The sequence below is a fragment of the Stenotrophomonas sp. A3_2 genome (assembly GCF_036624925.1).
GTDB classification, from domain to species: Bacteria; Pseudomonadota; Gammaproteobacteria; order Xanthomonadales; family Xanthomonadaceae; genus Stenotrophomonas; species Stenotrophomonas hibiscicola.
Window position 1 is genome coordinate 115,197 of the sequence record NZ_JAZKVY010000339.1, and the last position, 22,736, is coordinate 137,932.

General features: G+C 66.8%; 23 protein-coding genes. 13 read left to right on the forward strand and 10 right to left on the reverse strand.

Annotation, left to right across the window (positions count from 1 at the left end):
• The first annotated feature begins 113 nt into the window (after positions 1-113).
• The 4 genes from R5H29_RS17340 (at position 114) to R5H29_RS17355 (ending at position 4,466) form a co-directional block, all read left to right on the forward strand.
• A complete protein-coding gene (locus R5H29_RS17340) occupies positions 114-1,250 on the forward strand; it encodes an ABC transporter ATP-binding protein (protein WP_005415926.1) in 1,137 nt (378 codons plus the stop codon).
• A complete protein-coding gene (locus R5H29_RS17345; protein WP_111097890.1) occupies positions 1,247-2,179 on the forward strand; it encodes an ABC transporter permease subunit in 933 nt (310 codons plus the stop codon). The genes R5H29_RS17340 and R5H29_RS17345 overlap by 4 nt, the downstream gene beginning before the upstream one ends.
• Complete coding sequence (locus R5H29_RS17350; protein WP_021203562.1) at positions 2,176-3,018, forward strand: ABC transporter permease subunit; 843 nt, start codon at positions 2,176-2,178, stop codon at positions 3,016-3,018. Before R5H29_RS17345 ends, R5H29_RS17350 begins: the two co-directional genes overlap by 4 nt.
• Before the next feature lie 83 nt (positions 3,019-3,101).
• Complete coding sequence (locus R5H29_RS17355; RefSeq protein ID WP_206621640.1) at positions 3,102-4,466, forward strand: NAD-dependent succinate-semialdehyde dehydrogenase; 1,365 nt, start codon at positions 3,102-3,104, stop codon at positions 4,464-4,466.
• A 167-nt stretch (positions 4,467-4,633) separates the two neighbouring features.
• Here R5H29_RS17355 and R5H29_RS17360 read toward each other — a convergent pair whose 3' ends face one another.
• From R5H29_RS17360 to R5H29_RS17395, 8 genes are all read right to left on the reverse strand, one after another.
• Positions 4,634-5,656, reverse strand: a complete 1,023-nt coding sequence (locus R5H29_RS17360) for a magnesium and cobalt transport protein CorA (RefSeq protein WP_019659045.1) — start codon at positions 5,654-5,656, stop codon at positions 4,634-4,636.
• A gap of 6 nt (positions 5,657-5,662) precedes the next feature.
• Positions 5,663-6,913 carry a DUF4105 domain-containing protein gene (locus R5H29_RS17365; protein ID WP_332329537.1) on the reverse strand — a complete coding sequence of 417 codons (1,251 nt, stop codon included), beginning with the start codon at positions 6,911-6,913 and terminating at the stop codon, positions 5,663-5,665.
• The gene (locus tag R5H29_RS17370) at positions 6,910-7,791 is read right to left on the reverse strand and encodes an HlyC/CorC family transporter (RefSeq protein WP_180832778.1); all 882 of its coding nucleotides are present in this window, start codon (positions 7,789-7,791) and stop codon (positions 6,910-6,912) included. The genes R5H29_RS17365 and R5H29_RS17370 overlap by 4 nt, the downstream gene beginning before the upstream one ends.
• 64 nt (positions 7,792-7,855) lie before the next feature.
• On the reverse strand, positions 7,856-8,443 hold the full coding sequence (locus R5H29_RS17375) for a hypothetical protein (protein ID WP_021203565.1): 588 nt from the start codon (positions 8,441-8,443) through the stop codon (positions 7,856-7,858).
• On the reverse strand, positions 8,443-9,051 hold the full coding sequence (locus R5H29_RS17380) for a hypothetical protein (RefSeq protein ID WP_134734971.1): 609 nt from the start codon (positions 9,049-9,051) through the stop codon (positions 8,443-8,445). Before R5H29_RS17380 ends, R5H29_RS17375 begins: the two co-directional genes overlap by 1 nt.
• Positions 9,052-9,129: 78 nt before the next feature.
• The gene (locus tag R5H29_RS17385) at positions 9,130-9,735 is read right to left on the reverse strand and encodes a hypothetical protein (protein ID WP_332329538.1); all 606 of its coding nucleotides are present in this window, start codon (positions 9,733-9,735) and stop codon (positions 9,130-9,132) included.
• 47 nt (positions 9,736-9,782) lie between these two features.
• Positions 9,783-10,268 carry an rRNA maturation RNase YbeY gene (gene ybeY / locus R5H29_RS17390; protein WP_019659039.1) on the reverse strand — a complete coding sequence of 162 codons (486 nt, stop codon included), beginning with the start codon at positions 10,266-10,268 and terminating at the stop codon, positions 9,783-9,785.
• On the reverse strand, positions 10,265-11,251 hold the full coding sequence (locus tag R5H29_RS17395; protein ID WP_019659038.1) for a PhoH family protein: 987 nt from the start codon (positions 11,249-11,251) through the stop codon (positions 10,265-10,267). Before R5H29_RS17395 ends, ybeY begins: the two co-directional genes overlap by 4 nt.
• Before the next feature lie 441 nt (positions 11,252-11,692).
• On the opposite strand from R5H29_RS17395, the gene R5H29_RS17400 reads away from it, so the two are divergent.
• From R5H29_RS17400 to R5H29_RS17410, 3 genes are read left to right on the forward strand one after another with little or no spacing between them, the layout of a single operon-like run.
• Positions 11,693-12,649 (forward strand): HlyD family efflux transporter periplasmic adaptor subunit, encoded by a 957-nt coding sequence (locus R5H29_RS17400; protein ID WP_332329539.1) that lies wholly within the window; start codon positions 11,693-11,695, stop codon positions 12,647-12,649.
• Between the two features lie 20 nt (positions 12,650-12,669).
• The gene (locus tag R5H29_RS17405) at positions 12,670-13,593 is read left to right on the forward strand and encodes an ABC transporter ATP-binding protein (RefSeq protein WP_332329540.1); all 924 of its coding nucleotides are present in this window, start codon (positions 12,670-12,672) and stop codon (positions 13,591-13,593) included.
• Entirely contained in the window at positions 13,590-14,702 is a 1,113-nt protein-coding gene (locus tag R5H29_RS17410) for an ABC transporter permease (protein WP_134734916.1), read from the forward strand. Before R5H29_RS17405 ends, R5H29_RS17410 begins: the two co-directional genes overlap by 4 nt.
• Before the next feature lie 136 nt (positions 14,703-14,838).
• Here the strand turns inward: R5H29_RS17410 and miaB are convergent, their stop codons facing one another.
• Positions 14,839-16,257 carry a tRNA (N6-isopentenyl adenosine(37)-C2)-methylthiotransferase MiaB gene (gene miaB / locus R5H29_RS17415; protein WP_332329541.1) on the reverse strand — a complete coding sequence of 473 codons (1,419 nt, stop codon included), beginning with the start codon at positions 16,255-16,257 and terminating at the stop codon, positions 14,839-14,841.
• 188 nt (positions 16,258-16,445) lie between these two features.
• Complete coding sequence (locus R5H29_RS17420; protein WP_207049570.1) at positions 16,446-17,066, reverse strand: glutathione S-transferase family protein; 621 nt, start codon at positions 17,064-17,066, stop codon at positions 16,446-16,448.
• An 80-nt stretch (positions 17,067-17,146) separates the two neighbouring features.
• Here R5H29_RS17420 and R5H29_RS17425 point away from each other — a divergent pair, with 80 nt between their 5' ends.
• The 6 genes from R5H29_RS17425 (at position 17,147) to R5H29_RS17450 (ending at position 22,674) form a co-directional block, all read left to right on the forward strand.
• Positions 17,147-18,115, forward strand: a complete 969-nt coding sequence (locus R5H29_RS17425) for a YafY family protein (RefSeq protein WP_134734913.1) — start codon at positions 17,147-17,149, stop codon at positions 18,113-18,115.
• Positions 18,116-18,160: 45 nt separating this feature from the next.
• Complete coding sequence (locus R5H29_RS17430; RefSeq protein WP_171952236.1) at positions 18,161-19,081, forward strand: lytic transglycosylase domain-containing protein; 921 nt, start codon at positions 18,161-18,163, stop codon at positions 19,079-19,081.
• Between the two features lie 201 nt (positions 19,082-19,282).
• Entirely contained in the window at positions 19,283-19,903 is a 621-nt protein-coding gene (petA, locus tag R5H29_RS17435) for a ubiquinol-cytochrome c reductase iron-sulfur subunit (RefSeq protein WP_332329542.1), read from the forward strand.
• Positions 19,903-21,162 (forward strand): cytochrome bc complex cytochrome b subunit, encoded by a 1,260-nt coding sequence (locus tag R5H29_RS17440; RefSeq protein WP_019659030.1) that lies wholly within the window; start codon positions 19,903-19,905, stop codon positions 21,160-21,162. The genes petA and R5H29_RS17440 overlap by 1 nt, the downstream gene beginning before the upstream one ends.
• Positions 21,155-21,904 carry a cytochrome c1 gene (locus tag R5H29_RS17445; RefSeq protein WP_058979545.1) on the forward strand — a complete coding sequence of 250 codons (750 nt, stop codon included), beginning with the start codon at positions 21,155-21,157 and terminating at the stop codon, positions 21,902-21,904. Before R5H29_RS17440 ends, R5H29_RS17445 begins: the two co-directional genes overlap by 8 nt.
• A gap of 134 nt (positions 21,905-22,038) precedes the next feature.
• Positions 22,039-22,674, forward strand: coding sequence for a glutathione S-transferase N-terminal domain-containing protein (locus tag R5H29_RS17450; RefSeq protein ID WP_021203577.1), 636 nt, complete (start codon positions 22,039-22,041; stop codon positions 22,672-22,674).
• Positions 22,675-22,736 lie beyond the last annotated feature (62 nt).

Consider the following 22,736-nt stretch of genomic DNA (forward strand, 5'->3'; position numbering starts at 1 on the left):
CTCTAGCCCCCGAGGCCGGCCAACGGCCGCTTCCGCCTGCCTCCGTCATATCCCCTGCAGCCCCCGGCCGTTAGAATGGCGGCCGCTGTCCACCGCCCGCTCCCGGAGCCCCCATGCCCGTTGAAGCCCAGCCGGTAGCCGCCGTCGTCGACACGACCGGTGCGCCCGGCTATCTCTCCATTCGTGATCTGCGCAAGGAATTCGACGGTTTCGTCGCCGTCGACGACGTCAATTTGGACGTGCGCAAGGGCGAGATCTTTGCCCTGCTGGGTGGCTCCGGCAGCGGCAAATCGACCCTGCTGCGCTGCCTGGGCGGCTTCGAGACGCCCACCAAGGGCAGCATCACCGTCGATGGCCAGCGCCTGGACGCGCTGCCGCCGTACCAGCGGCCGGTCAACATGATGTTCCAGTCCTATGCCCTGTTCCCGCACATGACGGTCGAGCAGAACATCGCCTTCGGCCTGAAGCAGGATGGCCTGGGCAAGGACGCGATCAGCAAGCGCGTCGGCGAGATGCTCGACCTGGTGCAGATGGGCCACCTGGGCAAGCGCAAGCCGCACCAGCTGTCCGGTGGCCAGCAGCAGCGCGTGGCGCTGGCGCGGTCGCTGGCCAAGGGGCCGAAGCTGCTGCTGCTGGACGAGCCGATGGGCGCGCTGGACAAGAAGCTGCGCTCGCAGATGCAGCTGGAACTGGTCAGCATCATCGAGTCGTCGGGCGTGACCTGCGTGATGGTCACCCACGACCAGGAAGAAGCGATGACCATGGCTACCCGCATCGCGGTGATGGATGCCGGCTGGATCCAGCAGGTCGGCAAGCCGGACGAGGTCTACGAGCAGCCGGCCAACCGCTTCGTCGCCGAGTTCATCGGTTCGGTCAACCTGTTCGACGGGGTGATCGACGAGGACCTGCCCGAGTACGTGACCGTGCGCTCGCCGCTGTTCCCGGCACCGATCTACATCGCCCATGGCATCACCTGCTATGAAGGGCAGCCGGTCGCGTTCGCGCTGCGCCCGGAGAAGGTGATGATCGGCAAGGACGAGCCGGAAGGGCACACCAACAAGGCGCAGGGCGTGATCGAGGACATCGCCTATTTCGGCAGCCATTCGGTCTACCACGTGCGGCTGCCCAGCGGCGCCAAGGTGCTGGCCAATTTCGCCAATTCGCAGCGCTGGGCCAGTGATGGCTTCACCTGGGGCGACGAGGTGTGGGTGCACTGGCGCGACAACGACGGCGTGGTGCTCACCTCATGAGCGTCGCCGGCCTGAAGCGCTGGCTGCCGGGGCTGCGTGCCACGGTGATCGGCATTCCGTACCTGTGGCTGCTGCTGTTCTTCGCAGTGCCGTTCCTGATCGTGCTGATGATCAGCTTCTCGCTCAGCCGGGTCGGCTCGCCGCCGTATACCTGGCTGCTGCAGTACGCCGACGGCGGTTTCTCGCTGAAGCTGAACCTGGAAAACTACCTGGCGCTGTTCCGCGATTCGATCTATGCCCAGGCGTTCCTGAGCTCGATCAGGATCGCGGCGATCTCCACCTTCTTCACCCTGCTGATCGGCTATCCGATGGCCTATGCCATCGCCCGCCTGTCGCCGGCCGCACGCAACGTGGCGATGATGCTGGTGGTGCTGCCGTCGTGGACCTCGTTCCTGATCCGCGTGTATGCGTGGAAGGCGATCCTGGACCGCAACGGCCTGCTTGACCAGTTCCTGCAGTTCACCGGCCTGCAGGCGCTGATGACGTCGATGGGCCTGCCGAAACTGCAGTTGATCGATACGCCGACCGCCGCCTACATCGGCATCGTCTACTGCTACCTGCCGTTCATGGTGCTGCCGCTGTACGCCAACCTGGTCAAGCATGACCACCGCCTGCTGGAAGCGGCCTACGACCTGGGTGCCAAGCCATGGCAGGCCTTCCTCCGCATCACCCTGCCGCTGTCGAAGGCCGGCATCATCGCCGGCTGCATGCTGGTGATGATCCCGGCAGTGGGTGAATTCGTGATTCCGGAAATGCTGGGGGGCTCGGAGACGCTTATGGTCGGCCGCCAGCTGTGGAACGAGTTCTTCAACAACCGCAACTGGCCGGGCGCGTCGGCGATGGCGGTGGCGATGATCCTGTTGCTGCTGGTGCCGATCCTGCTGTTCAACCGTTCCCAGCAGCGCCTGCTGGAAGGGAAGCAGGCATGAGCCCGCGTACCGCCAAGGGCCTGGGGCTGGGCGTGCTGCTGCTGGGCTTCGCCTTCCTGTACCTGCCGATTCTGCTGTTGATGTTCTATTCGTTCAACAGCTCGCGGCTGGCGATGGTCTGGGCCGGGTTCTCCACCCGCGCCTACAGCGACCTGTTTGCCGACCGCGCGCTGATGGAGGCGATGTGGACCAGCCTGGTGGTGGCGTTCTGGACTGCGTGTACCGCTACTGTGCTGGGTACGCTGGCGGCGATGGTGATGACCCGTTTCAAGCGCTTCCGCGGCAAGCCACTGTTCGGGGCGCTGGTCACCGCGCCGCTGGTGATGCCGGACGTGATCCTGGGCTTCTCGCTGATGGCGCTGCTGGCATCGATGGGCGCGATTCCCGGCTTCCCGGCGCGTGGCCTGGCCACCATCTGGATCGCGCACGTGACCTTCACCCTCTGCTTCGTCACCGTGGTGGTGTCCTCGCGCCTGCAGGAAATGGACCTGTCGCTGGAAGAAGCGGCGATGGACCTGGGCGCCAGCCGGTTGACCGTGTTCACCCGCATCACCCTGCCGATCATCGCGCCGGCGCTGGTGGCGGGTTGGCTGCTGGCGTTCACCCTGTCGCTGGATGACGTGGTGGTGGCCAGCTTCGTCGCCACGCCGGGCTCGACCACGCTGCCGATGAAGGTGTTCGCGTCGGTGCGCATGGGCATCAGCCCGAAGATCAATGCACTGGCCACGCTGCTGGTGTCGGCGGTATCGATCGCCGCGGTGATCGGCTGGTACATCAATGCCCGCGCCGAGAAGCGGCGCCAGCGCGACCTGCAGCTGGCGCGGCAGGACAACGGCTGAGTACACGATCCGTCCACTGTGCCGGCAACACCCGGCTCACGGCCGGCGGCGCACAATGGGGGTCTTCCAGATGGAGATCCCCCATGACCGTCGAGATCGTCGACCCGGCCACCGGCCAGGTGACCTACCGCCATGAACTGATGGGCGCTGCCGACATCGAGCAGCGCCTGCAGGCCGCCGCCGATGCCTTCCCCGGCTGGGCCGAGCGTTCACTGCAGGAACGCGGCGCGATCCTGCGCCAGATCGCGGCGCAGCTGCGCACGCGCCGCGACGACCTGCAGCAGGCGATGACCCACGAGATGGGCAAGCTCAAGGCCGAGGCGCTGGCCGAGGTCGACAAGTGCGCGGCGGCCTGCGAGTACTACGCCGACCACGCCGCCGACTATCTCAAGCCGCAGTTGATCGATACCGAAGCCCAGCGCAGCTACGTGCGCTACGAGCCGATCGGCTGCGTGTTCGCGGTGATGCCGTGGAATTTCCCGATCTGGCAGGTGTTCCGTTTCCTCGCCCCGGCGTTCATGGCTGGCAACGTCGCTCTGCTCAAGCACGCCAGCAACGTGCCGCAGTGCGCCGACCTGATCCTGGCGGTGTGCCGTGACGGCGGCCTGCCTGATGGCGTGTTCGACGTGCTGCACATCGACAACGACCAGGCCGCCGACGTGCTGCGCGACGCACGGGTGAAGGCGGTGACGCTGACCGGCAGCGAGCGGGCAGGGCGCTCGATCGCCTCCAATGCCGGCAGCCAGCTGAAGAAGTCGGTGATGGAGCTGGGTGGCAGCGATGCCTTCGTGGTGCTCGACGATGCCGACCTCGACAAGACCGTGGCCGCAGCGGTGAAGTCGCGCTTCGACAACAGCGGCCAGACCTGCATCGCGGCCAAGCGCTTCATCGTGGTCGAGGCGGTGGCCGATGAGTTCACCCGTCGCTTTGTGGAGGCGGCGGGCGAGCGCCAGTACGGCGATCCCGATAAGCCTGGCACCACGCTGGCACCGATGGCTCGCGCCGACCTGCGTGACGAACTGCACAAGCAGGTGCAGGCCAGCGTGGCCAAGGGCGCGCGGGTGCTGATCGGTGGTGAGCCGATAGCCGGCACCCATGCCGGCTATCCTGCCACGGTGCTCGACCAGGTCGGCCCGGGCATGCCGGCGTATGACGAGGAGCTGTTCGGGCCGGTGGCCGCGGTGATCCGGGTCAAGGATGAGGCCGAGGCACTGCGCGTGGCCAACGACACCCGCTTCGGCCTGGGCGGCAGCGTGTGGACCGGCGATCCGGTACGCGGCGAGCGCTTCGCGCAGCGCATGGAATGCGGTGCGGCGTTCGTCAACGCCATCGTCAAGAGCGACGCGCGGCTGCCGTTCGGCGGCAGCAAGCAGTCAGGCTTTGGTCGGGAGCTGGCTGACCATGGCATCCATGAGTTCATGAACATCAAGACCGTCTACGTGGCTTGATCCCGAGCGGTAGTGCCGGTCGCTGGCCTGCATTGCCCTGATTGCCGGCCAGCGGCCGGCACTACCAGAAGCGGGTCATGTGCCACCACCAACGGTCGGGGCCTACCGGATTGCGGGGTATCGACGCCCCCCGTGCATGGCGGGTATCGACCGTTGGTCGATACGCGCTACAACCACTTCGCGCGCTTGAACAGCCGGTACAGCCCTACGCAGACGCCGCCCACGCCAACGATCATCAGTGGGTAGGCCCACGGTTGGCTCAGCTCCGGCATGTGGCTGAAGTTCATGCCGTACCAGCTGGTGATCAGCGTCGGCGCCGCCAAGAGTGCGGCCCACGCACCCAGCCGCTTGACCGTCTCGCCCTGCGCCAGTGTCACCAGCGAAAGGTTCACGCTCAGCGCGGTGCCCAGCATCTCACGCAGGGTGTCGATCACATCGCTGATGCGCACCGCATGGTCATGCACGTCACGCACGTACAGCTTCACTTCGTCCGGGATCAGTTCGCCCTGGTAGCGGCGCAGCTGCGCAAGCACGTCCTGCAGTGGCGCCACTGCCATGCGCATCTTGTTCAGTTCGCGCTTGAGCTCGTACAGGCGCACCACGGTGCTGCGCTTGTAATTCTCGGCGAAGATGTCCTTCTCCAGCAGGTCCAGGGTATCGCGGAAGCGGTGCACGATCGGCAGGTAGTTGTCGACCACGAAGTCGGTCACCGCGTACAGGCAGTACGACGGGCCCATCTTCAGCAGCTGCGGCTCGCGCTCCACGCGTGCACGTACCGGGGCATAGGACAACGAGGCCCCGTGGCGCACCGTCACCAGGAAGCGTGGGCCGAGGAAGGCATGGGTTTCGCCATACTGGATGCGTTCGTCGACCATCTGCGCGGTGGTCACCACCACGAACAGCGAATTGCCGTAGGTCTCGACCTTGGGCCGCTGGTGTGCGTTGCGCGCGTCTTCGATGGCCAGGTCGTGCAGGCAGAATTCTTCCTGCAGTTTCAGCAGCACATCGTCGTTGGGATCGTACAGGCCGACCCACACGAAGCCATTGCCACTGGCGATGACATCGCTGATGGCGTCCAGGCTGATGTCGTGGCGTTTGCCCTCGTCATCGTAGTGGACGCAGTTGATGACGCAGGTAGGGTTGGCCGAAGCCGGGGCGGAAGCGGAGGCGGGCAATGACATGCCCGCCATCGTGCGTCAGGGCCGTGTTTCGGACAAGTGAGGACGGCGCCCCAGCACCCACGCCAGGGCCGCGTGCACCGGCAGCAGCAGCACGATCCACTGCACGTTGTACTGGGCCTGCAGGCTCAGCCAGTGCAGCACCAGTGCGGCCACCGCCTGTACCGCCAGCAGCCAAAGCACGATCCTGAACATGCGTCCCGGCACGCGCCGGCGCAGCAGTGCGATCGCGCCCGGCAGCAGCAGCACGGCCAGTGGCGAAAGCAGCAGCAGGTTGCGGTTGGCCCATGCGGCGTAGTGGATGCTGAAGCCCCACAGGAACACCAGCACGCCACCCAACAGAGCGCACAGCAGCCAGAACGGCAGGGCCAGCCCGGCCAGCAGGCGCGGGCGGTTGCGCAGCGCCAGCACGCCAGCGGCGATCATGAGGCCACACAGCAGCCACGGCCACCAGCGGCGTGCGAACTCCTTCGGCTCCGGATCGATGCGGTGCGGCAACAGTTCCTGTTCGGCCTGCACCAGCGGCCGGCCATCGCTGTTGCGTGCCTGGCGCAGGGCATCGGCCAGGCGCATCGGGACGAACGCTTCCTGCCAGCGCGACAGCGGCTGGTCGGCGAACGGCCCCAGGCCCACATCGAAGCCCAGCCACATCCATGGTGCCGGCGAGGCCAGACGGACCGATTCACTGCGATAGGTGTTGCCACGCGAGCGCCCCGACAGCTGCGACTGCAGGCCACCACCCAACGCCTTGTCGAGGGTGTCGCGCACCATCGTGGCGCAATTGGCGGTGTAATAGTCGTAGTGGTAGCGCGCGTTTTCCGGCTTGGCCCGCTCGGCCAGGTCAGCGGCCAGCGCACGCGCCTGGTCCGGGCGCAGGTCCAGCCATTGCACGCTGGCACCGCGGCCGGTCTCGTCGTAGTACGACAGGTCCTGCTGCAGCGGCAGCGCCACCAGGTAATACATCATGTCGCCACGTGCGAAGCGGCTGATGAAATCGTCCTCGGAGGGGTCGAAGTAGCCGAAGTTGTACGAGGTTGCGTCGCCGCTGAGCGGATCGACCACCACGATGGCGTCATGGCCGAAGCGTTCGAAGAACACCGTGCCCGGCTGCATGGTCACCACGCCGATGCGCGGAGCAGGGGCTTCAGCGCTGGCCGCGGGCACGGCAGGTGTGGCCGGCGCCGGCTGCGCGAAGGCGGCCAGCGGCAGGGCCATGGCCAACACGTAGAGTGTCAGCCACACCATGAGGATCAAGCCGCGGCGCTTCAAGCGTCGTCCTGCACGTCCGGCGGCAGCACGGTCACGTGGAAGGCCTGTACCCGGCGCGCATCGGCGCGGGCCACGCGGAACATGAAGCGGTCCAGTGCCAGCTCATCGCCGACTTCCGGCAGATGGCCCACGGCCTCGGTGACCAGGCCACCGATCGTGTCGTAATCCTCGTCGGAGAACATTGCGCCGAAACGCTCGTTGAAGTCGCCGATCGGGGTCAGCGCGTCGACCACGTACTGTCCGTCGGACTGGATGGCGATCTGCGCCGACGGGTCCTCGGCCTCGTCATGCTCGTCGTCGATCTCGCCGACGATCTGTTCCAGCACGTCCTCGATGGTGACCAGGCCGGCGACACCGCCGTACTCGTCGACCACGATGGCCATGTGGTTGCGCGACAGGCGGAACTCCTTCAGCAGCACGTTGAGCTTCTTCGCCTCCGGAATCAGCACTGCCGGGCGCAGCAGCTCGCGTACGTTGGCCGGGCCGTTGTCGGCGACCACGCCGCGCAGCAGGTCCTTGGCCAGCAGGATGCCAAGGATGTCGTCCTTGTTCTCGCCGTGTACCGGGAAGCGTGAATGGCCGGATTCGACCACCTGCTTCATCAGTTCCAGGAAGGGCGCTTCAACCGGCAGCGAGACCATCTGCGAGCGCGAGATCATCACGTCGCCCACGGTCAGCTCGGCCACCGAAATGGCGCCTTCCATCATCTTCAGGGTATCGGCGGCGATCAGGCCTTCTTCCTGCGCGGTGTGCAGGACAGCGACCAGCTCGTCGCGGGTATGGGGTTCGCCGGAGAAGGCGGAGGTCAGGCGTTCAAGCCAGCCGCGCTTCTTTTCACTGTGCTCCGCAGGGGAGCTACTACTGTCGTCTTCTGACATCTCTGGAAAAAAGGCACCCGGCAGGCCGGGCGTTGACCCAAGTCTAGCAGGATGTGACGGCCTGTCAGTGACTGCCGGTGGCCGGGGCTGGGGCGGCCGCAGCCGGCTCCTCCTCGGGCAGGTCCAGGCTGTAGGTGCAGCCGGCCAGGGTCTTGCCCGGGTGGGAGGCCACGGTGGAGACGCTGAGGATGATCGACTCGATCTGGGCCTCGCCGGTCTTCGGGTCGGTCACGTCGCGGCTGACCAGCTCGCGGCCGGCCATGAACTTGCCGTCCTGGTCGTAGCCGGTCTCCAATTCCAGCCGTTTGGCCAGCGGGCGTGGGTCGGCCTGGTCGAGGACGGCCATGACGCTGGCGCCGGCCACCGCCACCCGATCGGTCTGTTGGCCGAAGACGGTGATCGGGCTGGCCAGCCGGAACTCGCTCATGAACTGGTTGCCCTGCGGCAGCGGCTGCAGGCCCTGGGCCACGGCCTTCAGCGGATCGGCCAGCAGCGGCGCCAGCGCGGCCTGCTCGGCCACGCCCTGGCGGCATTCGATCAGGGCCGGCAGGTCGACGCTGGAAGCGAAGGCGGATGGGACCGCAAGGGCACACAGCAGGGGCAGGCAGCAGCGCAGTGACACGGGCGGTTTCCGCAGGCGAAGGGCACCCATCATAGCTCCGGTGAGCGCCTGAACAGCCCGCTGAGAAGGCGCAGGAAACCGGTCATCGCCCGCCGCACGACCATCAGTGAGAGGGTAAGCACGACCGCGAGCATGGTGATCTGCATCGATTGCCCCGCGATGCGCACCACCGCCGGCCACAGGCCCGGGCTGGTCAGCCAGGGCAACATTTCCGATGCGGCTGTCCTGGCCACTTTCACGTAGATCACGGCCAGCACGAACAGCACCAGCAACGAGGTGCGGCTGGCATGGAAGAACGGAAGCGCGTTGACCGGCCTGCCAAGCCGCTGCTGCAGCAGCGTTCGCCACAGCACCGGCAGGGTCAAGGCACCGACCAGTATCAGCACCATCGACGTTTCCCACAGCCCGGGCAGGTGGACGGGTTCTGCTCTACCCGTGAGGTGTGGGCCGATCATGCCGGTCGCCAGCCCGGCCAGCAGGCACAAGGGCGAGAGCAGGGCCAGGCTGCGCAGCAGCCAGTGCCTGCCGCTGGGGTCGCGGGCGCTGATGCGGCGCACGGTGTACGCGCCCAGCACCAGCAGGCCTGCGAACAGGCCCGCACTCATTGCAATCGCCGTGAAGCTGTTTCCCGAGGTCATCCTTGGTTTCCCTGTGCCGCCATGCCAGGCGGCAAACAATTACGCAGCGCGCGGACCGGCACCTGCAGCCCGGCTGGGTCAGGGCGATCGGCGCTGCGATGACGCTGGGTACCAGCGCAGCCTGACCGGGTAGCCCAGCAGCGCCTGCAGGTGGTCGCGCACGGTCGCCGCCGTTGCGCGCGCTCCAGCGGTATCCCGGAGTTCCAGCTCCAGTTCACCGGTCATGACGTCCAGGCCATAGCCGGTCAGACCGGGCAGCTGCGGGATGAACCAGCCCTGCTGCGCCTGAAGACGGCGCTGCATCTCCGCTTCGGTCATTGAAGCGCCGATGATATAGCGCACGCGTTGCGGGCCGTCCGCCCCTGGATGGGTCTCATCCGCCTCGGAGGCTGGGCCAGTCAATCGCACGACGACGGTCCAACCCGTCGCATTGTCCACCCACATGCCGGCCAGGCGTGCCGCGTGGCGCGCCCTCAAGCGTTCCATCAATGCGTGCTGCTGCGCCTCGGCGACCGCCTGGCGGGCCGTCTGTTGGCTGACGTCAAAGAAGGCCTGCACCTCGGCGACTTTGGCGGCAATGTCGGCCGCGCTGTCGCTGGCGGGGAACGGCGACGGTCGTTCCCGGTCGGGGTCGATGCCCGGGGCAGTGGTTACCTGCAGAAGAGCGGCGATGAGTGCGGGCAACAGCGCGATGGGGTTGTCCTCCGTGATGAACCCGGTGTGCGTGGTCGTCAGCGCTCGCCGGCGTAGGGATCGGCGATGCCGAGCTCGGCCAGGATGTCGCGCTCCAGCTGTTCCATCGCCTCGGCTTCCTTGTCGTCCTCGTGGTCCCAGCCAAGCAGGTGCAGCACGCCGTGCACGGTCAGGTGCGCGTAATGGGCGTTGAGCGCCTTGCCCTGTTCGTCGGCTTCGCGGGCCACCACCGGTGCGCAGATCACCAGGTCGCCGAGCAGTGGAAACTTGACGCCCTTGGGCAGGCCTTCGGGAACTTCGGCCGGGAAGCTGAGCACGTTGGTGGCGTAGTCCTTGCCACGGTAATGGCGGTTCAGCGACTGGCCTTCCTTGGCATCGACCACGCGGATGGCCAGATCGGCCTCGCGGATGCGGCCCTTCAACGCAGCCGCCACCCACTTGCGAAAGCTCACGGCCGCCGGCAGGCCGGCACGCGGCAGGGCATAACTGACGGCGACGTCCAGTCGCACGGGACCACGGGTCATGGCGTCGCTCCAGGCTGGATCTGATGCAGGTCGCGGCGGTCGTAGGCGCTGACGATGCGCGCGACCAGCGGGTGGCGGACCACGTCGCGGGATTCGAAGAAGGTGAAGCTGACGCCCTCGACTTCACGCAGCACATCGATGGCGTCGCGCAGACCGGATTTCACGTGCTTGGGCAGGTCGGTCTGGGTCAGGTCACCGGTGACCACCGCGGTGGAGCCGTAGCCCAGGCGGGTCAGGAACATCTTCATCTGTTCGATGGTGGTGTTCTGTGCTTCGTCCAGGATCACGAATGCATCGTTGAGCGTGCGGCCGCGCATGTAGGCCAGCGGCGCGATCTCGATGACGTTCTTCTCCAGCAGCTTGACCACCTTCTCCACGCCCATCATCTCGTACAGGGCGTCGTACAACGGTCGCAGGTAGGGATCGACTTTCTGGCTCAGGTCGCCTGGAAGGAAGCCCAGCTTCTCGCCGGCTTCCACCGCGGGGCGCACCAGGATCAGGCGCTGCACCCGCGATTCGTTCAGTGCTTCGACCGCGCTGGCCACGGCCAGGAAGGTCTTGCCGGTACCGGCCGGGCCGATGCCGAAGTTGATGTCGTGGGTGGCGATCTGGTGCAGGTAGCGGGACTGATTGGCGCCACGGCCACGTACCGTACCGCGCTTGACCTTGATCGCGACCTCCTGCGCTTCGTAGGAGCGTTCGGCGATCTGCTCGACATTGGCCTGCGCCAGGCGCAGATGGATGGCGTGGTTGTCGAAGACGGTCTCGCCGGCTTCGGCGTACAGCGCTTCAACCAGCTTCTGCGCCTCCACGATGGCTTCATTGGGCCCGCTGATGCGGAACACGAAGCCACGGTTTGCGATCTCCACGCCGAGCTTCAGCTCGATCTGGCGCAGGTGCCCGTCGAAGGGGCCGCACAGGTTGGCCAATCGCTCGTTGTCTTCCGGCGACAGGGTGAAGTCTCGATGATCGATGCTTTTCATTGCTTGGGGTGGGGCGGGTTCGCCGTCCACCGCGATGGACTTGGGATGACAAGGTTACGCGCGTACCGGGCATGCGGCCAGCAGCAGGCCGATACGCGGTTTTCCACACCCGGTGTGGACGGGGGGCGCGAAAACCTGTGGATAGGCCTTCGCAGTGCTTGTGCCACAAGGCGTATGAGGCGGTGGTGAAAAAACCGTCACAGCCGGCCGGCTCCTGTGACGGCAGCGCATCTTCCGCTGCCAGGCACCCAGTACGGCCGCCCCCGTTCGGTTCTCCACACCAGCTGTGGAATGATGCTGAATCAAGCTGTGGATAGGTGGAGAGGAGCCTTGCAGCAAAAGGCTCGCCCGTACGTGGCGAAAAAACCGTCAGGGCTGATCGGAATCATTGAGGGTGCACGGGGCAGCTGGCACCGTGTCGCCGTCGCAGGAGGGGATGGTATGGGCATCGGCAACGGGATGCGTGGACTCGGGCTGGCGGCCATCGGCCTGCTGGCAGGCTGTGGGCAGTCAACGCCAACGGCGCTGGGCACACTGGAGTGGGACCGGATCACGGTGCCGGCGCCGGCGGCCGAGGTGATCGCCACGTTGGAGGTGCGCGAGGGCCAGCGGGTCAAGGCCGGGGCCGTGCTGATGCAGCTCGACCCCGCCCGCGGCGACGCGCAGTTCGCGGTGGCGCAGGCCGACACGGCGCGCGCGCAGGCCCAGCTGGAAGAGCTGAAGCTCGGCCCGCGGCAGGAACAGATCGCACAGGCCCAGGCACAACTGGCCGCGTTGCGCGCGCAGTCTGCTGAAGCCACTGCCTACTATCGGCGCGTGCAACCATTGGCACGCCAGCGCCTGATCGCCGCCGCCGAGCTGGACCGTGCACGGGCGGCCGCCGGCAATGCCGCGGCCAGCGTGCGTGCCGCCGAGCAGGCCTGGCTGGAACGGGTGCACGGCAGTCGCGCGCAGGACATCGCCCAGGGCCAGGCGGCCGCCGACGCCGCACAGGCGCAGCAGGTGGTGCAGGGCGTCAACCTGCAGAAGCTGCAGCTGCGCGCACCGCGCGATGGCGTGATCGATGCCTTGCCGTACCGGCAGGGTGACCAGGCACCGATCGGGGCGCCACTGGCGGTGCTGCTGGTTGGCGAGCGCCCCTATGCGCGCGTCTACCTGCCGCAGCCGCTGCGCCTGCAGGTCAAGGTCGGTCAGCCGGCGCAGATACAGCTGGAGGGAGGGCGCACCATACTGAAGGGCCATGTGCGCGCGATCCGCAGCGAGCCTTCATTCACCCCGTACTACGCACTGACCGGCGATGACGTCGAGCGCCTGAGCTACCTCGCCGAGATCGAAGTGGATGAAGCCAGCGACATGCAGACGCTTCCGGCCGGGCTGCCGGTGCAGGTGCGCTTCTGAACACCGGTGCGGACATCGCAGTGCATGCGCAGGGCCTGACCCGCCGCTTCGGCGATCTGCTGGCCGTGGACAAGGTCGACCTGACCGTGCCCCGTGGCCAGGTCTATGGTTTCCTGGGCCCGAACGGGTCGGGCAAGTCGACCACCATCCGCATGCTGTGCGGCCTGCTGGAACCCAGTGCGGGGCAGATCGAGGTGCTGGGCCTGGCGGTTCCCGAGCAGGCCGAAGCACTGCGCCGGCGCATCGGCTACATGACCCAGCGCTTCTCGCTGTACGAAGACCTATCGGTACGCGAGAACCTGGAATTCCTCGCCGCCATCCAGGGCCTGCCGCGCAACCAGGCCCGGCAACGGGTCGATGCGCTGCTGCAGCAGTACCGGTTGCAGGACCGGCAGCCGCAGCTGGCCGGTACGCTCAGCGGCGGGCAGAAGCAGCGCCTGGCCCTGGCCGGCGCCGTGGTGCATTCGCCCGAACTGCTGTTCCTGGACGAGCCGACCAGCGCGGTCGACCCGGAGTCACGCCGCGACTTCTGGGAGGCCCTGTTTGAACTTGCCGACGCCGGTACCACCGTGCTGGTCTCGACCCACTACATGGACGAAGCCGAGCGCTGCCACCGGCTGGCTATTCTTGATCGTGGCGCGCTGGTCGCCGATGGCACGCCGGCCGAACTGTGTGCGCAGCTGGACGGCCGCACGCTGCAGGTCACGTCATCGCAGCCACGCCTGGCCAGCCGCGCGCTGGCCGAGCTGCCCGGCGTGCTGAGCGTGGCGCAGATCGGCACCCATCTGCGCGTGCTGTGCAATGAGGGCGTAGCGGATGTCGCAGTGCTGCGGCGCGCGCTGGCCAGCGCCGACCCGCAAGCGCATATCGAAACCGTAGCGCCGAACCTGGAAGACGTGTTCGTCGCCGCCACCCGCGGCCGTGGCCGGGAGCCGGCGGCATGAACCTGCGCCGGCTGTGGGCGATCGTGCTCAAGGAGCTGCGGCAGCTGCGCCGCGACCGCATCACGCTGGCGATGATCGTCGGCATTCCGGTGATGCAGCTGCTGCTGTTCGGGTATGCGATCAACCTCAACCTGCGCCACCTCGATGCGGGTATCGCCGACCAGGCCAACAGCGCCGCCTCTCGCGCGCTGGTGCAGGACATGGTCGCTACCGGCGTGATCACGCCGCGCAGCGAGGCGTACACGCCGGACCAGCTGATGCAGGCACTGCGCCGCGGCGAGATCAGCGTCGGCATCGTGGTGCCGGCCGACTTCGAGCGTCGCCGCTTCGATGGACGCGAAGCGGTACAGGTGCTGGTCGATGGCAGCGACACCGTGGTGCAGAGTGCGGCGATCCAGCTGGCGCAGGTGCCAATGGATACGCGCCCGACCAGCAATACGCGGCCGCTACGCGAAGGCAGCATTGCCAGTGGCCAGGTCAGCGTGACCAGTTTCTACAACCCGCAACGGCGTTCGGCGGTGAACATCGTGCCCGGCCTTATCGGGGTGATCCTGACCATGACCCTGGTGATGTTCACGGCGGTGGCGGTGGTGCGCGAGCGCGAGCGCGGCAACATGGAACTGCTGATCGCCACGCCGGTATCGCGCAGCGAACTGATGGTCGGCAAGGTGCTGCCCTATGCAGCGATCGGCCTGCTGCAGACCACCCTGGTGCTGGCGCTGGGTACCTGGCTGTTCCAGGTGCCGATCCGCGGCAGCCTGCTGGACATCTACCTGGCCGCGGTCCTGCTGGTGCTGGCCAACCTGGCGCTGGGCCTGCTGATCTCCACGCGCGCGCGTTCGCAGTTCCAGGCGATGCAGATGACCCTGTTCCTGTTCCTGCCGTCGATCCTGCTGTCGGGTTTCATGTTCCCGTTCGCCGGCATGCCGCGGCCGGTGCAGTGGCTGGCCGAGGTGCTGCCGCTGACCCACTTCCTGCGCCTGGTGCGCGGCATCATGCTGCGCGGCGCCTCTCTATGGGAGCTGTGGCACGACGCGCTGGCGCTGCTGGCCTTCATCGTGGTAATGATGACGCTGGCGATCCTGCGTTTCCGCAAGCGCCTGGATTGAGGCCTGTCATTCGGTAGTGCCGGCCGCTGGCCGGCATCATTTCCGGTGGGCGCCGACCGTTGGTCGGCACACCCTAGTGGTGCCGGCCGCTGGCCGGCATCATTTCCGGTAGGTGCCGACCGTTGGTCGGCACACCTTATTCCGCCACCACGCGCCCACGCAGCGAGTTGGTAAGCGCTTCGGTGATCAGCACATCCACGAACTGGCCGATCAACCGCGCCGGCGCCGGGAAGTTCACCGAACGCATGTTCTCGGTCTTGCCGGTCAGTTCGTTCGGATTCTTGCGCGACGGCCCTTCCACCAGCACGGTCTGCACGGTACCGACCATCTTCTCCGAGATGCTGGCGGCGTGCGCATTGATGCGCTCCTGCAGCCGCGACAGGCGAGCGTGCTTCTCGGCATCGCTGATCGTGTCCTCCAGATCGGCCGCTGGCGTGCCCGGGCGGCGCGAATAGATGAAGGAGAAGCTGTGGTCGAAGCCGATGTCTTCGATCAGCTTCATGGTCTTCTCAAAATCGGCATCGGTCTCGCCGGGGAAGCCGACGATGAAGTCCGAGCTGATCGAGATGTCCGGGCGCACCGCGCGCAGCTTGCGGATCTTCGACTTGAATTCCAGTGCGGTGTAGCCGCGCTTCATCGCCGACAGCACGCGGTCGCTGCCGGCCTGCACCGGCAGGTGCAGGAAGTTGGCCAGCTGCGGTACGTCGCGGAACGCATCGACCAGCGAATCGCTGAACTCCAGCGGGTGCGAGGTGGTGAAGCGGATGCGGCCAACGCCATCGATCTCGGCGATGGTGCGGATCAGCAGGCCAAGGTCGGCAAACTCACCGTCTCCATACGGGCCGCGATAGGCGTTGACGTTCTGGCCGAGCAGGTTGATCTCGCGCACGCCCTGCGCGGCGAGCTGCGCCACTTCCACCACCACGTCCTCGAACGGGCGGCTGACTTCGGTGCCGCGGGTGTAAGGCACCACGCAGAACGAGCAGTACTTGGAACAGCCCTCCATGATCGACACGAACGCCGAGGCACCTTCGGCGCGTGGCTCAGGCAGGCGGTCGAACTTCTCGATCTCGGGGAAGCTGATGTCCACCTGCGGGCGCTTCTGCTCGCGGCGTGCGCGGATCAGTTCCGGCAGGCGGTGCAGGGTCTGCGGGCCGAACACCAGGTCAACGAACGGCGCGCGCTTGATGATCGCCTCGCCTTCCTGCGAGGCCACGCAGCCGCCCACGCCGATGATGACCTCGCGGCCCTTGTTCTTCAGGCCCTTCCACACGCCCAGCTGGCTGAACACCTTCTCCTGCGCCTTCTCGCGGATGGAGCAGGTGTTGACCAGGATGACGTCGGCGTCGTCCGGGCTGTCGGTCAGTTCCAGGCCATCGCTGGCGGCAAGTACGTCGGCCATCTTGGCCGAGTCGTACTCGTTCATCTGGCAACCGTGGGTCTTGATGTACAGCTTGCCCTTGACCTGGTCAGGCTTGCGCGGACCAGCGGGCAGGGCAACGAGCGGGGTACCGCCCGGCGTGACGGGCGGAAAGACGTCTGGCGTCCCGGTCATGGCGCTTAATCCATTCGGGTGGCGGGAAAGCGGGCAATTCTACCCGCATCCCGCGCCAGCCGCCGCGTTCATGCGGCCAAGCCCAAGCCCGGCGTGGTCATCACTGTAGAGCCGAGCCCACGCTCGGCTGCCTTGTGCAAGGCGGAGGAGCAGCCGAGCGTGGGCTCGGCTCTACAAGGGGGCGCTGATTACGCCGCCACCAGCTCCGCATCGATCCGCCGCGACCGGTCGAAGGCGGTCATCGCGCTCATCCGGGCGATGTAGTCGGCCGTTGCCGGCGCCGGCTGTACGAGGCCAAAGGCGGTGGTCCAGGCCAGCGCATTGCCCCACAGCACATCGGCGGCGCTCATAGTCTCGCCGAGCAGGTACGGGCCCTGCGCCAGCTGGGCCTCGACCACCTGCAGCACAGTCTCGGCGTCGTTGTACGGCGACATCAGGCGCGGCGGCGGCTCGCGATGCATCGCCTTGTCGATCATCGCTGGCTCGAAGCAGGCTCCGTAGAAGGCCATCCAGCGAAGGTAGGGCCCGCGCAGGGCGTCGCCGATCGGCGGTGCCAGCCCGGCTTCCGGATACAGGTCGGCCAGGTACAGATAAATGGCGACCTGCTCGGTCACCAGTGCGCCGTTGTGGACGATGGCCGGCACCTTGCCCATCGGGTTGATGGCCAGATAGGCCGGAGCCAGGTTGGCGCCGGCTTTCAGGTCCAGCACCTGCATGCGGTAGTCGGCACCCAGCGCTTCGAGCAGAGCCACGGCGCCGCTCGAGCGGGATCGGGCGGCGTGGTACAGGGTGATCTGGCGTGAGGTCATGGCATTGCTCCTTGCGGTGGGTGGTGAACTGGAAGCCATCCTGGGGCACTATTGCGGACGACTTCTGTCCTCGATTCTTCATGCGCCATACCGCCCATCGACTGCTGCGCCTGATCGCCCTGCTGCAGGCCCGCCGCCAGTGGTCCGGGGCTGAGCTGGCCGAGCGCATGGGCGTGGACCGGCGCAGCATCCGCCGCGATATCGAGCGCCTGCGCGAGCTGGGCTACCCGGTCCACGCCTCGTCAGGGGTGGGCGGCGGCTACCAGCTCGGGGCGGGGGCGCCGGTATTGCCGATGCTGCTGGACGAGGAGGAGGCAACCACCCTAGCCATCGCCCTGCGTGCCGCGTCTGCGACCGTCGCCGGCATCGACGACACTGCGCGGGGCCTGTTGTCCAAGCTCGACCCGCTGGTGCCGACCCGCCGCCGCCGGCAGGCCGGGGAGGTGCATGCGGCGACGGCCACCCTGGCCGACCTTCCGTCCACCGACGCACGCCTGCTCGGACGGCTGGCCCAGCACTGTCGGCAGGCGTCGCGGCTGGCCTTCGAATACCGCAGTGCGCAGGACGCGGTCACCCAGCGCGAGGTCGAGGCCCAGCACCTGGTCAATTACGGGCGGCGCTGGTATCTGCTTGCCTGGGACCTGGGGCGGCAGGACTGGCGCACTCTGCGCGTGGACCGCATGGGTGCCGTACGTGAGTGCTCCGAGCCGGGCCTGCACCGGCGCACGCCAGCCCCTCCGGACGTGATGGTGCGGCAGGCGGTCAGCCAGGCGCCGTTCGCACTGCAGGCCATCGTCCGCCTGGCCGGCAGCCGCACCGAGCTGGAAGGGCGCATCCCACCGTGGTGTGGTGTGCTGGAGGCTGATGGTGCCGGCCATTGCCTGTTGCGCATGGGCGCCGAGAGCCGCGGCATGATGCTGGCGCAGATCCTCAGCCTGGACCGGGTGCCGGTGGCGTTGTGGACCACACCGCCGGGCCTGCGCGATGAGCTGGCACAGCGTTTGGCCGGATTGGGCCAGGTGCTGGCTGTGCCGCCGGTCACAGGCTGAGCCACGTCGCTTGGCAAGCCCCGGCGAAGCTGGGACACTCGCGGCATGAAGGGGATACTGGGGACAACGGCGATCATCATCGCTGCGCTGACCGCTGCGCCGGCCAGCGCCGGCACCCTGTACAAGTGCCAGGGCGCCGACGGGGTCACCAGCTACGTGAGCAAGCGAGTGGCCGGCGCGCGCTGCAGCAGCATCAGCTACAGCCGCGATACCCGGCCGGCACCGCGCCCTGTGGTGGTCGCGCCGAAGCCTGCGCCGACCACCGTGGCCAGCATCGAACGCAATCCGGTCGCCGTGGCGGCCAGCGCCGCTGCGCCCACTGCGGTCGCGTCGACGCCTGCTGCCCCCGCGCCTGCTGCGGCACCGACGGCCTCGCGGGCCGGGCGGATGGTCAGCGGCCAGGTCTATTCCTTCATGAAGGATGGGGTGCGCCACTACACCAGTGCGCGGCCAACCCAGGTCGCCAACCTCGGCCCGGTGCGTACCATCCGCTACAGTTTCATGGAGCGCTGTTATGCCTGTGGCGTCAACCCACGCGTGGACTTCGGTTCGGTGCGCTTGAACACCACCGCGTTCCAGACCGAGATCACCTCGGCCGCACGCGAGTTCGGCGTCGAAGAAGCCGTGGTGCGCGCCATCATCCACGCCGAGTCGGCCTACAACCCGACCGCGCTCAGCCGCGCCGGCGCGCAGGGCCTGATGCAGCTGATGCCGCCGACCGCGGCCCGCTTCGGGGTCAGCGATTCCTATGATGCCGGGCAGAACATCCGCGGTGGCGTGCAGTATCTTGCGTGGTTGCTGAAGCGCTTCAATGGCGACCTGACCCTGGCTGCGGCCGGCTACAACGCCGGCGAGGGCGCGGTCGACCGCCACGGTGGCGTGCCGCCCTACAGCGAGACGCAGTACTACGTGCGCCGGGTCGGGCAGCTGGCCGAGCGTTACCGCACCGCATTGAGCAAGCAGTAGCGCCAGGCCATGCCTGGCGAGCGAAGCGGCAAGCAGCCGGTAGTGCCGGTCGCTGGCCGGCAACCCAAAAATCAATGTTGTTGCAATGCGTTGTGTGGCGCGCGACGGTTCCGCTACACTCGACCGCGATTCAATGCGGCTCTGGCCCCCACCGGATCCGCTGGCAGCCTTAAAGCTACCTAATCAATATCGGAGTGCCGGATGGCCAACGATGGGGTACACGATCCAGTCAACACCGGACGTCGGCGTTTTCTTTCTGCCACCACAGCCGTGGTGGGCGCCGTCGGCGTCGGATTCACCGCCGTTCCTTTCATCAAATCCTGGAACCCCAGTGCCCGCGCCAAGCTTGCCGGCGCACCGGTGGTGGCCGATATCAGCGCCCTGCAGGAAGGCCAACGCCTGATCGTGGAATGGCGTGGCCAGCCGATCTGGATCGTCAAGCGGTCCAAGGCCATCCTCGATGCGCTGCATGGGCTGGACGGCCGTCTCAAGGACCCCGACTCCGGCGAGAAGGACCAGCAGCCGGACTACGTGCTGAAGCAGAACCCCGAACTGCGCTCGATCAAGCCGGACATCTCCGTACTGGTCGGCCTGTGCACGCACCTGGGCTGCTCGCCGGAAATGGTCGCCGAAATCCGGCCTGAGCCCTACGACCCGCAGTGGAAGGGCGGCTACTTCTGCCCCTGCCACAAGTCGCGCTTCGACATGTCCGGACGCGTCTTCAAGGACGTGCCGGCGCCGATCAACCTGAAGGTGCCCGCGCACCATTACCAGGACGACAACACCATCATCATCGGTGTCGATCCGCAGGGGGCTGCCTGATGGCCAATATCCTCAGCCGTACCGCCAGCGGCGTGGCCGACTGGGTCAATGCCCGCGCGCCGGGCCTGATGCCGGTCTATCGCAAGCATGTGAGCGAGTACTACGCGCCGAAGAACTTCAACATCTGGTACTACTTCGGTTCGCTGGCGCTGCTGGTGCTGGTCAACCAGATCGTCACCGGCATCTTCCTGACGATGCACTACAAGACCAGCGCCGCCGAGGCGTTCGGCTCCATCGAGTACATCATGCGGGACGTGGAGTGGGGCTGGCTGATCCGCTACATGCACTCCACGGGTGCCTCGCTGTTCTTCATCGTGGTCTACCTGCACATGTTCCGTGGCCTGCTGTACGGCAGTTACCAGAAGCCACGCGAGCTGGTGTGGATCCTCGGCATGCTGATCTACCTGGTGTTGATGGCCGAAGCCTTCATGGGCTACGTGCTGCCGTGGGGCCAGATGTCGTTCTGGGGCGCCAAGGTGATCATCTCGCTGTTCGGTGCCATACCGGTGATCGGCAACGGCCTGACCGAGTGGATCATGGGCGATTACCTGCCCAGTGACGCCACGCTCAACCGCTTCTTCGCGCTGCATGTCATCGCCTTGCCGCTGGTGCTGTTGCTGCTGGTGGTACTGCACCTGGGCGCGCTGCACGAAGTGGGTTCGAACAACCCCGATGGCGTGGAGATCAAGAAGGGGCCGAAGGGCAACCGCTGGTCGCCGAACGCTCCGGCCGACGGTATTCCGTTCCACCCGTACTACACGCTCAAGGATGGTGTAGGCGCCGGCTTCCTGCTGATCATCGCCGCCTTCATCATCTTCTTCGCGCCCGGTTTCGGCGGCCTGTTCCTGGAGCACGACAACTTCACCGAGGCCAACCGCCTGGTCACCCCGGAGCACATCAAGCCGGTCTGGTACTACACGCCGTACTACGCGATGTTGCGCGTGGTGCCGAACAAGCTCGGTGGCGTGCTGGTGATGTTCTCGGCCATCGCGATCCTGTTCCTGGTGCCGTGGCTGGACAAGGCGAAGGTGAAATCGGTGCGCTACCGCGGCTGGATCTCGAGGGTGATGCTGGGCGTGCTGGCGGTGTGCTTCGTGTGGCTGGGCGTGATCGGCTCCGGCCCGGGCACCGACGTGCATGAAACCTACATCGGGCGGGTGCTGACCTTCCTGTACTTCGCCTTCTTCATCACCATGCCGCTATGGACAAGGCTGGACAAGACCAAGCCGGTACCGGAGAGGGTGACCACGCATGACTGAGCGCTGGATGGTCCGGCTGGCCCTGGCGGCCACCCTGATGCTGGGCAGTTTCCTGGCCTCCGCCGCCGAGGGCGGCACCAAGCTGCTGCAGGCAGGCAACGATCTGGGTGACCGCGCCTCGCTGCAGCGCGGCGCACAGTTGTACATGAACTACTGCTCCGGCTGCCATGCGCTGAAGTACCTGCGCTATTCGCGGATGGCGCAGGACCTGGGCCTGACCGAGGAAGAGGTGATGAACAACCTCAACTTCACCGGCTCGGCGATCGGCGACCCGATCCCGGTGGCGATGCCCAAGGAGAACGCGGAGAAGTGGTTCGGCAAGATGCCGCCGGATCTCAGCCTGATCGCGCGCGTGCGCGGCAGCGACTGGGTCTACACCTACCTCAAGTCGTTCTACCTGGACAGCAGCCGGCCGCTGGGCTGGAACAACGCGCTGTTCGCCAACGCCTCCATGCCGAACCCGCTGTGGGAGATGCAGGGCCTGCAGCACGCCGTGCATGGCAAGGCCGAAGGCCCCGGCATGGACCCGCCGGTGACCGGCCTGAAGATTGAAACGCCGGGTTCGGTCGATGCCGGGCAGTACGACCAGGCGGTGCGCGACATCACCAACTTCCTCGAATACGCCGGCGAGCCGGCCGCGCTCAAGCGCCAGCAGCTGGGCGTGTGGGTGATCCTGTTCCTGGCCCTGCTGACCTTCCTGCTGTACCTGCTGAAGAAGGAATACTGGAAGGACGTCCACTGATTCGGCCGCCGGCCATCGCACGGGCCTATTGGCTTTTGTGATGGTCGGTTGCACACTCGGGGAGGAGTCGACCGTCGGCACGGTGCCGGCGGCGCCGATGCGGCAGGCGGTCTCCTGTCGTGGGAGAGCCTTTGATGGCGGCGAGCGTACGCATGCGCAATACACTGACGCTGTTTTCCTCGAACGACGATGTGCTGTGCCACCGGGTGCGCCTGGTCCTGGCGGCCAAGGGCGTCACCTTCGACTTCGTTCCGGTCGATCCGCAGAACCCGCCCGAAGACCTGATCGATCTCAATCCGTACCACTCGGTGCCGACCCTGGTGGAGCGCGAGCTGGTGCTCTACGCCGCGTCGGTGGTGAGCGAGTACCTGGACGAGCGCTACCCGCATCCGCCGCTGATGCCGGTCGATCCGCTGTCGCGTGCGCGCATCCGCCTGGCGATGCTGCGCATCGAGCACGACTGGGTGCCGCAGGTGCAGGCCATCCAGCTGGGCAACAAGACCCAGGCCGAGGCCGGGCGCAAGCGCCTGAAGGAACTGCTGACCGCCTCGCTGCCGCTGTTCAAGGCCAGCAAGTTCTTCCTCAACCCGGAAATGAGCCTGGCCGACTGCGCCATGGCCCCGATCATCTGGCGGCTGCAATCGCTGGATGTGCCACTTCCGAAGGATGGCAAGGCGATTGAGGACTACGGTAACCGCATCTTCCGCCACCCCGGTTTCGTCCGCAGCCTGACCGAGCAGGAAAAGAAGCTGCGCGACCTGCCGGCCTGATCCGGCCCGCGTTACCCGTCTGCACGCCGACCGGCGTGCAGGCGATCCGCCCCGGCGGGGCG